The sequence below is a fragment of the Rhodospirillum sp. A1_3_36 genome, from assembly GCF_047263945.1.
Lineage (GTDB): Bacteria > Pseudomonadota > Alphaproteobacteria > Rhodospirillales > Rhodospirillaceae > Rhodospirillum.
Map to the genome: position 1 here is coordinate 346983 of NZ_JBLAVB010000006.1, position 12755 is coordinate 359737.

At 61.5% G+C, this 12755-nt stretch carries 9 protein-coding genes and 1 CRISPR repeat array; of the genes, 7 read left to right on the top strand and 2 right to left on the bottom strand.

What is annotated here, in order from left to right; translation table 11 throughout:
* Positions 1–843 precede the first annotated feature (843 nt).
* A CRISPR array of direct repeats spans positions 844–1372; the repeat unit is 36 nt.
* A gap of 134 nt (positions 1373–1506) precedes the next feature.
* Positions 1507–2409, bottom strand: coding sequence for a LysR family transcriptional regulator (locus tag ACLIRY_RS15350; protein WP_413206291.1), 903 nt, complete (start codon positions 2407–2409; stop codon positions 1507–1509).
* A gap of 271 nt (positions 2410–2680) precedes the next feature.
* Between ACLIRY_RS15350 and ACLIRY_RS15355 the strand changes: the two genes are divergently transcribed.
* The 5 genes from ACLIRY_RS15355 (at position 2681) to ACLIRY_RS15375 (ending at position 9257) form a co-directional block, all read left to right on the top strand.
* The gene (locus tag ACLIRY_RS15355) at positions 2681–4762 is read left to right on the top strand and encodes an ABC transporter substrate-binding protein (protein ID WP_413206292.1); all 2082 of its coding nucleotides are present in this window, start codon (positions 2681–2683) and stop codon (positions 4760–4762) included.
* Positions 4763–4891: 129 nt separating this feature from the next.
* Entirely contained in the window at positions 4892–5887 is a 996-nt protein-coding gene (locus ACLIRY_RS15360) for an ABC transporter permease (RefSeq protein WP_413206293.1), read from the top strand.
* A gap of 4 nt (positions 5888–5891) precedes the next feature.
* A complete protein-coding gene (locus tag ACLIRY_RS15365; RefSeq protein ID WP_413206294.1) occupies positions 5892–7037 on the top strand; it encodes an ABC transporter permease in 1146 nt (381 codons plus the stop codon).
* Positions 7038–7048: 11 nt separating this feature from the next.
* Positions 7049–8158 (top strand): ABC transporter ATP-binding protein, encoded by a 1110-nt coding sequence (locus tag ACLIRY_RS15370; protein WP_413206295.1) that lies wholly within the window; start codon positions 7049–7051, stop codon positions 8156–8158.
* Between the two features lie 28 nt (positions 8159–8186).
* On the top strand, positions 8187–9257 hold the full coding sequence (locus tag ACLIRY_RS15375; protein WP_413206296.1) for an ABC transporter ATP-binding protein: 1071 nt from the start codon (positions 8187–8189) through the stop codon (positions 9255–9257).
* A 216-nt stretch (positions 9258–9473) separates the two neighbouring features.
* Here the strand turns inward: ACLIRY_RS15375 and ACLIRY_RS15380 are convergent, their stop codons facing one another.
* On the bottom strand, positions 9474–10424 hold the full coding sequence (locus ACLIRY_RS15380) for a glycosyltransferase family 9 protein (protein ID WP_413206297.1): 951 nt from the start codon (positions 10422–10424) through the stop codon (positions 9474–9476).
* 260 nt (positions 10425–10684) lie between these two features.
* Between ACLIRY_RS15380 and ACLIRY_RS15385 the strand changes: the two genes are divergently transcribed.
* Both ACLIRY_RS15385 and ACLIRY_RS15390 read left to right on the top strand, forming a co-directional pair.
* On the top strand, positions 10685–11068 hold the full coding sequence (locus ACLIRY_RS15385) for a response regulator (RefSeq protein ID WP_413206298.1): 384 nt from the start codon (positions 10685–10687) through the stop codon (positions 11066–11068).
* Complete coding sequence (locus ACLIRY_RS15390) at positions 11065–12729, top strand: diguanylate cyclase (protein WP_413206299.1); 1665 nt, start codon at positions 11065–11067, stop codon at positions 12727–12729. Before ACLIRY_RS15385 ends, ACLIRY_RS15390 begins: the two co-directional genes overlap by 4 nt.
* Positions 12730–12755: the final 26 nt, after the last annotated feature.

Sequence of the window (12755 nt, forward strand, 5' to 3'; positions counted from 1 at the left end):
TTCCAGAGGGGTAGGGTTGAAAGCCCTTCCGCTTGCTCACGCGGACTGAAACCCGACCCCAAGACAGGGAAGAACGGAAGGGGTGGGTTGAAAGCCCTTCCGCTTGCTCACGCGGACTGAAACTTAGCGCGTAAATGCTGCCTGTATATCCACTGTTGAAAGCCCTTCCGCTTGCTCACGCGGACTGAAACGTTCCCTTCCTGTCCCGTCAGGATGTCGAGGCGTTGAAAGCCCTTCCGCTTGCTCACGCGGACTGAAATGGCCCTTCGGTGGGCCATCCTTTTGACCTACGGCCCCGCCTTCTGTGAATGACCAAAGCGTCTGACATCAAACACCCTCCCCGTCATTCCCGAGCACGCGCTAAGGCATGCACATATCTTTTATTTAGGACTGATCATTTTTATTTCGTCATGTTCGTGAAAACGGGCATCCAGGGTTGATTTCTCTGGTATTGGCGCTTAGCGCGTCAGGATGCGTCAATCGCCGCCGCTGGTTCTTCCCACCCTGGATTCCCGCGTACGCGGGAATGACGCGTAAAAACAAAACGTTATGCCCGCGCCACAGTGAACTCGAGAAACGTGCATCCCTCAGCGCGAGAACGGGGATCCCGAGTGACGGCTCTGGCGACGGCCGCCGTGGGTCGAAGCCCCCCGCTCCGACCCTAAAACACGAAAATCAGGCGCAGCATCAGTGGAACGGCGGGAACCATCTGATTTTCATGTGGAATTTTGATGGAGAAGTGGAAAATGGAGCGAATTATGAGACGCAGTCTCGAAAATTCGACGCTATCGGTGGAAACTGCCCCAAAAACCAAGCCTTGCATAAGGCCTTCTAGAGGGGTAGGTTGATAGCCCTTCCGCTTGCTCACGCGGACTGAAACTTTCTTCTTGTTCGCGGTCGCCCTGTTCTGAGGTTGATAGCCCTTCCGCTTGCTCACGCGGACTGAAACCCCAACTGCTCGAACGCGCGACCGATACGCTCGTTGATAGCCCTTCCGCTTGCTCACGCGGACTGAAACGGCGGCAGGATGTACTCGATGGAGAAATTGCCGCGTTGATAGCCCTTCCGCTTGCTCACGCGGACTGAAACCCGGCGGGCTGCTGGCGAGGGCCTGCATGGGGGCGTTGATAGCCCTTCCGCTTGCTCACGCGGACTGAAACATGACACAATAGTAGGACGTGGGGTAGTCCTGGTTGATAGCCCTTCCGCTTGCTCACGCGGACTGAAACCTGCATGTCGGCCAAGGTCGGCGTGGTGGTGGTTGAAAGACCTTCCGCTTGCTCACGCGGACTGAAACACGTCCCCATCATTCCACCACGCCTCACCAAACTGGTTAGTTGAACCCCCTTCCGCTTACTCACGCGGTCTCTGATATCTCTCCCCCTTTGAACCGAGCCCCAATGAATGGGGGTCCGGGGCCTCAGGCCCCGGTGGGGGGCGGGGCAAGGCCCCGCGTTTTTCGGTTTTTGAAGGAGACAGGGTATAAAGGACCGTCTCCGCAGCCTGTCACACCTCCACCCCATGGGTCATCCGCGCCGCCAGCCGGACAAAGGCGCGGATTGCCGGTTGGTTCTGCCGGGCGCGGAGCCAGACGATGGACTCCCAGATTTCCTCGTCGGCGTCGATCAGCGGGACCGGCTTCACCCGTGGGTCCGGGATCGTGTCGTTATCCAGGACGAAGCCCGCCCCGATCCCATTGGCCACCGCCTCATGGGCGCCTTCGCGGGTCTCCAGCCAAAGGGCCGGCGTCACCGCAAGCTCCGCCTTGGCCAGCGCCCGGTCTGCCATGGCCTGGGTCAGCGACGGGCCGGAGCGGAGAACCATCGGCTTCTTCACCAGATTGGCCATGGAGACCGCCGCGTCATTCGCCAGGGGATGGGCCGCCGGAAGCAAAGCCATCAACCGCTGGCGCCGGAAGGGTTGGCTCGACAGGCGCTCGTCCGGTGTGTCCAGGTGGAGCAACCCCACGTCCACCTGACGCTCCAGAAGGCGGGTCCGCGCCTCCCCCGTGCTGCCCAGAACGACACTGACCCGCACGGTGGGAAAGCTCTCGATGAACCCCGCCACCAGCGGCATGCAGATCTGCGGCGAGGGCGTGGCGATGCGCAACTCCCGCGGCGCCATGGCTCCGGCCTCCAGCAGGGCCTGGGCGGCGGCTTCCACGTCGTCGATCTGCTGGGTCAGGGCAAAGAGCCGGAGCCCCAAATCCGTCGTCTCCGCCCCCGCTGCGGTTCGCTCAAACAGGACCACCCCGAAGGCCGATTCCAATTTGCGGATCTGCGCCGTGACGGCCGGCTGGCTGATCCCCAGAACTTGCGCAGCCCGCGAGAAAGAGCGCTGCCGCACGACAGCATTGAAAGCCCGGATCCGTGGCCCGGACAAACCCTCCGTTGATGCCTCTCCGGTCATAATTCCGACACTCCCACCTTATAATCGAAAGTTATAAGGCGCCACATTACCATAAATAAATCATCCCAGAACTGTCTTTTGGCTTCTCTCCCGGAACAAACGATTGTCATCATGGTGCTATTGGGCGCGCCGCGAAGCAGGGGGTCCCTTGGGGACGCCGGGACGGTCGCACGCGCCGACGGCAAGATCGCATTTCCAATTCGGGTTTGGCTCCAGCTTGGGGTCGGTTCCGACCATTCACATGCAATTGCAAAGCCGGGGAGATTTCCTAATGTCTCGCGTTTCCATGAAGACCGTTTCCATGCGCCGGGGGCTGATGGCCGCCACCGCACTTGCAGGCCTGATGGCCGCGACCTCCGCCCCAGGAGCCGCCCAGGCTGCGGACTGCCCTGCGGTTACCGTTGCCGACATGCAGGGCCTGAGCGCCCCGGTCCCCTACCAGTTCGAACTGACCGAGTTCCAGAAAGCCGGGTCCTGCGAGCTGACCTTCCAGGAAAACCCCGCCGCTGCGGAAATGAATGGCAAGATCACCGGCAACCCGGCCCTGCCCGCGCTGGCCGACCGCCTGCCCAAGGATCCCTTGGTCCTTATCCCCTATGACGAGATCGGCACCTATGGCGGCGTCTTCACGGGCCTGTCCAAAGCCACCGAATCGGGCACCTCGGACCTGCTGTCCGTCCGCCATGTGAACTTCGTGCGCTATGCCGACGACCTGAAGACCATCGTCCCCAACGTCGCCAAGTCCTGGTCCTGGAACGACGACTACACCGAACTGACCATGAACCTGCGGGAGGGGCACAAATGGTCCGACGGCGAGCCCTTCACCGCCGAGGACGTGGTCTTCTGGTACAATGACCTGATCCTGAACAAGGACGTCTACCCCGAGACTCCGGATCGCTGGCTGTTCGCGGGTAAGCCCATGACCGTGGAAGCCGTCACCCCCACCCAAGTGAAGATGACCTTCCCCGTTCCCACGCCGGGCATCGTCAACCGCTTCGCCGTTGATTTTGGCCAGCCCTTCCAGCCCAAGCATTTCCTGTCCAAGTACATGACCAAGTACAACCCGGACGCCGATAAGCTGGCCAAGGAGATGGGCAAGGAAAACGCCGTCGAGGCCCTGAAGGTCTTCTATTCCGGATCCGACTGGAAAGACGTTCCCACCCCGCTGCTGTCCGGTGACGCCAAGATGGTGACCCCGACGCTGGAGTCCCACATCGTCATCGCCGACACCTCCACCGGCCGCAAGCTGGTCGCCAACCCCTACTTCCACATCGTGGACACCGCTGGCAACCAACTGCCCTATATCAACGAGATCGACGAGCAATACGTCAAGGACAAGGAAGTCCAGAACCTCAAGATCACCAATGGGGAAGTCACCTATAAAGCCCAGGCTGTCTTCATCGAAGAATACCCCTTGCTGAAGGAAAACGAGGACAAGGGGGGATACAAGATCTTCCTGACCCCGGCGCTGGGCGAGAACGTTTTCTACGCCTTCAACACCACCCACAAAGACCCGGAACTGCGCAAGATCTTCAACGACGTGCGCTTCCGCGAAGCCATGTCCCTGGCCATCAACCGCGACGAGATCAACGACGTGGTCCAGCTCGGCCAGGGCAAGCCCATGCAGTACGTTCCCGCCGAGCCCTCCACTGTGGGCTTCGTCACCGATGACATGCTGAACTACATGATCAAGTACGATCCGGAAGCGGCCAAGGCCAAGCTGGACGAAATGGGCCTGAAGGACAGCGACGGCGACGGCGTGCGCGAGCGCTTCGACGGCAAGCCCCTGATTGTCCGCCTCGTCTATGCCAGCCAGGGCGCCCCGGTGCGCATGCATGAACTGGTGCGCGACTACTGGGCCGACGTGGGTCTGCGGGTCGACCTGAAGGAAGTGACCTCCGACGAGTACCGGGCCGGCGCGAACAACAACGACCTGGACCTGACCGCCTGGAAGGGCGACAACATCGCCGCCCCGACCATCAGCCAGGACGTGACCTCCTTCGTGCCCATGTTCGGGGACTACTTCAACCCGGGCACCGGCTTCGAATGGGCCGCCTGGAAGACCTCCGGCGGGAAGGAGGGCATCGAGCCCCCCGATGACGTAAAAGCGCTCTACACTCTGTCGGAGAAATTCCTGCAATACCCGCTGAACACGCCGGAATCCGACAAGCTCGGCGCTGAGATCGTCGACATCCACGTCAAGAACCTGTGGAAAATCGGCACCGTCGGTGAAGTCACCAACCCGGTGGTCCACCGGAACGACCTGGGGAACTTCAAGGAATACACCGCGAAGTCCTATGACTACTACTGGTCCTACCCCTACCGCGCCAACCAGTGGTTCATCAAGAAGTAAGCCCAGGGGCTATCCTTCGGCGCGTCCCCACTCGGGCGCGCCGAAATGCCGAACGGGCCGCTCCCTTGTTCATGCCGGAATGCGGTCCATTTACAGGAAGAGATCACAACCCCGGGGGGACATGGGGCGATGTCGCGATTCATCATCCAACGGCTGTTCGGCATGTTGGTCACGCTGTTCTTTGTGTCCATCATGGTTTTCACCATCATGGAGCTGCCGCCCGGCGACTACGCCGACCGGTATGCCTTCCGCAAATATTCGGGTACCGGCGTCAATGTCACCCAGAGTGATATCCAGAATATCCGGGTGGACTTCGGTCTCGACCGTCCCGCTCCGGAGCGCTACCTCTCCTGGGTCGGCGGGATCCTGACCGACTTCGACTTCGGTCAGTCCTTCGCCTTCGAAACCTCCGTCAATCGGGTGATTGGCGAACGCCTGTTTCTGACGCTCTCGCTCCTCTATGCGACGCTGATCCTGACCTATGTGATCTCTATTCCCATTGCCATCTATGCCGCCGTGCGACGACACAGCGCGGTGGACTATGGCCTGACGATCATGAGTTACCTGGGGTTGGCCCTGCCCAACTTCCTGCTTGCCCTGATCCTGCTGTATGTCAGTGTGACCGTGTTCGGCTCGTCGGTGGGCGGCTTGTTCTCACCGGACTATGTGGACGCACCCTGGTCGCTCGCCAAGGTGGGCGACATGGTGCTGCATCTGATCGTGCCCGCCCTGGTCCTGGCCTGGTCGGCTACCGCCCTGCAATTGCAGACCGTGCGCGCCACCATGCTTGATGAATTGAACAAGCTGTCGGTCACGGCGGCCCGGGCGCGCGGTCTGCCGGAATGGAAGCTGCTGCTGAAATATCCGGCCCGGCTGGCCATCAACCCGGTGGTCAGCACCATTGGGTTCGACGTCAACCGCATTTTTTCCGAACTGCCCATCGTCGCCCTTGTCCTCAGCCTTCCCGAACTGGGAGAGCTTTTGATTCAGAGTTACCTGGACCTGGACATGTACGTGGCCGGAGCCATTCTGATGATGCTCACCTTCTTCATTGTCTTCATGAATTTCCTGTCCGACGTGCTGCTCGCCCTGCTCGACCCACGCATCAAGCTGGAGGGAGGTTGATCCCATGACCGATACTGCGACTCCCACCGTTGATGGCCCCCTGCCCGAGAACGACGCCAAGGCGTTGAGGTATTACACCGCCAGTCAATGGCAACTGGTCTGGTGGCGGTTCAAACGCCACCGCACCGCCATGGCCGGAGCCATTGTCCTGCTGGTGATGGCCTTCGCCGGACTGTTCGCCGATTTCGTCGCCCCCTATTCCACCACCACCCGGGACCGGACCTACATCATGGGCCCGCCACAGATCCCCCAACTCTGGGATCACAACGGGTTCTCCTTACGCCCCTTCGTCCATGGGACAACCACCAAACGCGACCCGGTAACCCTGCGCAAGATCGCCACCATCGATCCAGAGAAGCGTGATTACTTAAATTTCTTCGTCCCGGGTGACGCGTACAAGCTGTTCGGCCTGTTCCCATCGAACATCCACCTGTTCGGGATCGAAGGGGGAACGATCCACCTCTTCGGCACCGATGAACTGGGACGGGATGTCTTTTCCCGGACTCTCTTCGCCACGGGCACCTCGCTGTCCATCGGTGTCCTGGGCGTGATGACCGCTTTCGTCCTGGCCCTGTTCATCGGCGGTATCGCCGGGTATTTCGCGGGTTGGGTCGACTATGGCGTCCAGCGGGTAACGGAGATTGTCCGGGTCGTGCCAGTCATCCCCCTTTATATGGGACTCGCCGCCGCCTTCCCCCGGGAGTGGTCGAACATCCAGGTCTATTTCGCCATGACCATGATTTTTGGTCTGGTCGGCTGGCCCACCCTGGCCCGACGGGTCCGCTCCCACCTGCTCGCCCAACGGGGCGAGGACTACGTGCTGGCCGCCGAACTCTCCGGCGCCCGTCCGGCGCGGATCATCGGCAAGCACCTGCTGCCCAGTTTCACCAGTTATATCATCGTCGATCTGGTGATCAGCTTCCCCTACATGATCCTGTCCGAAACGGCCCTGTCCTTCATCGGCCTGGGTCTGCGCCCACCTTCGGTCAGTTGGGGCATCATGCTTCAGGATGCCCAGAACATCCGGGCCATTGAACAGGCGCCCTGGTTCTTCATTCCCGCTGGGTTCGTGGTCCTTGCCGTGCTCGCCTTCACCCTGCTGGGCGATGGTCTGCGCGACGCCGCCGATCCCTATTCGGTCAACAAGTAGGAGGCCGAGAGATGGACAGCATGACCATGACCACGCCCCCCCTCGCCACGGGTCAAGACAGCGAGACCGTGATCTCGGTGGAGAACCTGCGGATTTCCTTCCGCACCGACGAAGGATTGATCACCCCGGTGGACGGGGTGAGCTTTTCCGCCAAACGGGGCAAGACCCTGGGCATCGTCGGAGAAAGCGGCTCGGGCAAAAGCGTCAGCACCCGGGCGCTGATGAAGCTTCTGCCGCGCAATGCGGTGATCGATCCGGCCTCGCGCATGCTGCTGTGCGCCGGGCGAAGCGAGCCTGTGGACATCGCCAAACTGCACCCCGACAGCAAGGAGATGCGCAAGATCCGCGGCGGCTCGATCGCCATGATCTTCCAGGAACCCATGGCCTCCTTCTCACCGGTCTACACCATCGGCAATCAGATCGTCGAGGCCGTGCGCCTGCACCGACAATCGGCCAACAGCCCCTTGGCCGCCACCGAAACCGTGGGCGAGCAGATCGAGGAAAACCTTCTTGGCCATGGCAAGATGACCAAGAAACATGCCCATGAAATCGCCGTGGAGATGCTCCATCGGGTGGGCATGTCCAACGCCGGTTTGCGGGTCAACCAGTTCCCCCATGAACTGTCCGGCGGCATGCGGCAAAGGGCGATGATCGCCGTTGCGCTCTCGACCCAACCGGCCCTGCTGATCGCCGACGAGCCCACCACGGCCTTGGACGTGACCATCCAGGCCCAGATCCTGGAGCTGATGAAGGAGCTCCAGGATGACCTGGGCATGTCGATTATTTTCATTACCCACGACATGGGCGTGATCGCCCAGGTGGCCGACGAGGTGGCGGTGATGTACCTGGGCAAGATTGTCGAGCGGGGCCCCACCCGCCAGGTCATCGCCCATCCCCACCACCCCTATACGGAGGGGCTGTTGCGGGCCATTCCGCGCATGGACAACCTGACCCGGCGCCTGACCCCCGTTCCCGGTGACATTCCCAGCCCACTGGAGCGGCCCAAAGGCTGCCCCTTTGTTACCCGTTGCCCCAAACGGATGGCCCAATGTGCCGATGTCATGCCCAGTGACACCGATCTGGGCAATGGTCAGTCCGTCGCCTGTTTCCTCCATGGATGAATGGAACAAGCCCATGAGCGGGATGACAATGAGCGAGAAGACAATGAGCGGGATGACGATGAGCGACACAAAACCTCTGATCGAGGTCAACAACCTCAAGGTCCACTTTCCCATCCGCAGCTCCAGCCTTCTCGGCGGAACTGTGGGAGCCGTAAAAGCCGTGGACGGCGTCGGTTTCACCATCGGCCAGGGGGAGACCCTGGGGCTGGTCGGCGAAAGCGGATCGGGCAAAACCACCGTCGGTCGCGCCCTGCTGCGCGCGATCCCGGCCACCGATGGCTCCATGGTCTTCAACACCAACGAAGGGCCGGTGGATCTCCGCTCCCTGAAGCGGGGGGCCCTGCGGTCCTTCCGCCGGAACATGCAACTCATCTTCCAGGACCCCTATTCCTCACTGAACCCGCGCATGACCGTGCGCGACATCATCGCCGAACCCCTGGAATGCCTGAACTGGGGGACGCGGGCGGAGATCGACAACCGCGTGCGAGAGATCGCCCGGCGCTGCAAGATGAATGTCGAACACCTGCGCCGCTTCCCCCATGCCTTCTCCGGCGGACAGAGGCAACGCATCTGCATCGCCCGGGCACTGGCGGCAAATCCCCGGTTCATCGTCTGCGACGAAAGCGTTTCAGCGCTGGACGTCTCCATCCAGGCGGAAATCCTCAACCTGTTGATGGACCTGCAGGACGAGTTCGGCTTCACCTATTTGTTCATCGCCCACGACCTATCCGTGGTCGCCCAGATCGCCACCCGGGTGGCGGTCATGTATGTGGGCAAGTTCATGGAGATGGCGCCAAGCGCGGCGCTGTTCGAAGCCCCGCGCCATCCCTATACAAAGGCCCTTCTCTCGGCCATTCCCACCGTCGATCCGGACATCCCCTTTGCCCCCATGCGCCTGACCGGCGAGATCCCGAACCCCGCCGATCCCCCTCCGGGCTGCCGCTTCCAGACCCGTTGTCCCTATGCCAATGCCCAATGTCGGGGGGAGGAGCCGCTCTGGCGCGATGTCGCGACCGACCATTGGGTCGCCTGCCACCATGCCGAAGCCATCGCCGACGGCTCCCACGGCATCCAGGAGCAGGCACTGGCAGCGGAATAGGTCCGGGCCACCTGCGGAGTACTCTATAATCTATATATACCGTTTCCTCGAACATCCGGAAAACCTGCTTCGCAGTTTCTGGGCTCTGCCCAGACCGGCAAAGAGTCACGGCCCCTTTGATCCCCAATGGGGGTCCGGGGCCTCAGGCCCCGGTTGGGGGGCGGGGCAAAGCCCCGCGTTTTTCAGTTTTTCAAGAAGGCAGAGCATCCAGGCTCTTCATCGGTGGCGCTCCCACAGCCGCAAGGCCGCCTGTTCCACCGCATCGACGGTCAGTGTGTGCATGACCGGAGCCACGCTTGCCGGATCCGTTCCCGGGGGCATGATCTCCTCGAAGGATTGGGGTGTGCGGACCAGGGCCGTTTTGGGTCCCCAGGGGCCATAGAGATGGTCCGGACTGGGTCCGAACAGGCCCAGGGTCGGAATGCCCGAGGCTGCGGCCATATGCATCAACCCGGAATCATTGCCGACGAACAACGCGCAGCGCTCCAGCACCGCCTGGGCGTCCAACAAGGATCCCTCGCCCACCAAATCAAGAACGGTCAGATCCGACAGGGCCGCGCGGAGGGGGGGGATCGCCTCCCTCTCCCCCGGACCGCCAAGCAGAACGATCGGCGCCCCGGGAAGGGGACCACCGGGGGCGGTCAGCCGCCGGGCCAACTCGACGAAATGCCCTGCGGGCCAGGTCTTCGTCACCCAATTGGCCACAGGTCCCAAGGCCAACAAGGGTGTCCCCCGTGGCGGCAAGACGGATTCGGCCCGGGCTTGGTTATCCGCTCCCAGCCAGATCCGGGGGGCTGGCGGCGGGCTCACCCCCAGCACCCGGGCCATCTGGACCACCTTATGCTCCCGCGACCCCGCAGCCCGATAGACATGGCGCCGCTTTGCCGACACCAGCCAACTCACTGCCGACATGCGTAAATCAACGATCACGTCCCATCGCGTCGTCACACAGGCCCGCCAGAGCCCGCGCCAGTGCCGAGCCCAGGGCCCCTTGCGCAGCACATGGAGGCGTTCCAGGCCCGGCACGGCTTCAAACAAGCCCGCAGCCGCAGGGCCACAAGCGACGGTGACCCGCACCCCCTGAGTACTCCGGATTATATGGTCCAGCAAACCTGTGGAAAGGACCGCGTCGCCAATACGCGTGGACGTGATAAACAACAGTTTCATGGGTGGCTACATTTCAGGGGAGGTCACCGGCCCAAAGGACGCCCGGCGACAAAAGAAGAAGGCAGCCCACGACAAATTACCCCCCGCCGAGCTACCTTCCGGTTAGGCGCTCAATTTTTCCCAAACCGCCCCAAAGCGCAAGACTTACGATCCCTCAAGTGTACCCGGCAATAAAACCACCGGTGGACAAAAGGACAGAGTCAGGTGACAGTTAATGGAGAGTTATGTCTGTTCAAACTAGAAAATGAGCTGAAATACCAATGGACGGTGACCCCAGACAGGTACTGATCGTGGATGACGACCCAGACATGCTGGCCATTGCCCAGCTCGCCCTCGCCGATATCGGCGGATTGACCACCTGCACCGCCCAAAATGGCGGAGAAGCGCTGGTCGCCCGAGCCACCCATGATGCCGATCTGATCCTCATGGACCTCCGCCTCGAGCGGGAAGACGGGCAGGTCGTCTGGCGTGCCTTGAATGCCAATTCCGCCGTCCCTCTGCACGTCATCTTCGTGACCGGTGCAAGGGCCGATGAAGTGGCCGGGCTGGAGGCCGAAACGGGCTTCCTTGGGATCATCTCTAAACCCTTCGATCCCATAGGGCTGGCTGAAAACGTTCGACAGCTGTGGAAAACCCGCCCATGAGTGAGGAACTTTCCAGCAACCGCCTGAGGGGCGTCGTCCGCTCCTTCCACGACAATGCCCTGGCTCAGGCGGACACCATTGAGGCATTGAGAAAACACCTTGCCACCCAAAACTGGCACGACCAGTCTGACCTCCTCGAATTGGATCACTTGGCCCACAAGCTGGCCGGATCGGCCGGCAGTCTTGGCTTCCCCACTCTTGGTCGCACGGCAAGCGCCCTGGAAATGATCGTCCGGCAGCTTCTAGGCGGGCAGGAGCAAGGCTCCCGAGACGAACGCATTGATCAGGCCGCTCTTCTGGCGCGGATCCTGGTGCAACGGATCCGCGCCAGCAAACCGGAGGACAGCACCCTGGACCTGGACAGGTTGGGTGGTCCAGAGGGGGATGACCAAAAAATCGACCCGCAGGTGGTGGTGACCATCGGCGTGGAACAGGATGTTGTCTCCGACCTCTCCCTACTGGACTTCACCCTGGTGGAGGTGGAAACCCTGGCTGAATGGCACGATCAGGTTCCCCTTCCCCCTTTGGCTGTTGTGGTCGACCTGAATTTTGCCAATGGGGACCCGACCCTGACCCGGCATTTGCGTCACTTACCCCGAGAAACCACTGTTCTGGCCGTGGGTGGGTCGGGAACTTTCCTCTGGCGGGTGCGGGCCAACCGTCTGGGGGCTCGGACCTATCTGCCCCATTGTGACGCTAAAGAGCTATTGGATCACATCAGCCAAGTCGCCGGAGAAAGCCAGGCAGGTCCAGCGCGGATCCTGATCCTGGAGGATGACGAGTCTCTCGCCATGCTGTACACCGCCATCCTGATCGAAGCGGGCATGGAAGCTGAATTCCTGACGGAGCCCTCCCATATCCTGGATCATTTGGCCCGTTTTGAACCGGATGTTCTGATTTCGGATCTGCATATGCCCGGGTATTCAGGCGCGGAGGTGGCTGCGGCCGTCCGTCACGGCAGCAGATGGGCCACCCTGCCCATCCTCTTCCTGTCCCGGGACCAGGACATAGAGCATCAAATTGAAGCCCTGGCTTCCGGCGCAGATTTCTTTCTGCCCAAACCCATTTTGCCTGAATTCCTGATCTCTGCCGCCCAAGACCGGGCCGACCGTGGTCGGATCCTGCGCAACATGACCCTGCGCGACCCCTTGACCCGCCTGTACAACCATACCACCAGCCTGGACTTCCTGGAACGGGAAGTGGAGCGGTCGCGGCGGGGGAGAACGCCCCTTGCGGTGGCCCTGCTCGACATCGATCACTTCAAGAGAGTCAACGATACCTACGGCCATCACACCGGTGATGAAGTGATCAAGACCCTGGCCCGCTTGATGACTGGCCGTCTGCGATCGAGCGATATCCTGGGACGCTGCGGGGGCGAGGAATTCCTGGTCATCCTGCCCAACACCCCCGTCGAGCGGGCGGTGGAGGTCATTGATAGCCTGCGGCAGACCTTTCATGACCTGCCCATCGAAACACCGGAGGGGATCACCAGCCTTTCCTTCAGCGCCGGCGTCTCCGGTCTGCCTGGCGGACGGTCAGAACCTGGAACCCTCGGCCCGGAAGCACGAGCACTGTTTAACCTCGCCGACGAGGGATTATACGAAGCCAAGCATCAAGGGCGAAACAGGGTCTCATTCAAGCTCCCACCGTCCTCCGCTTGACGCCCTCCGAAAGGGATGTCGACTTT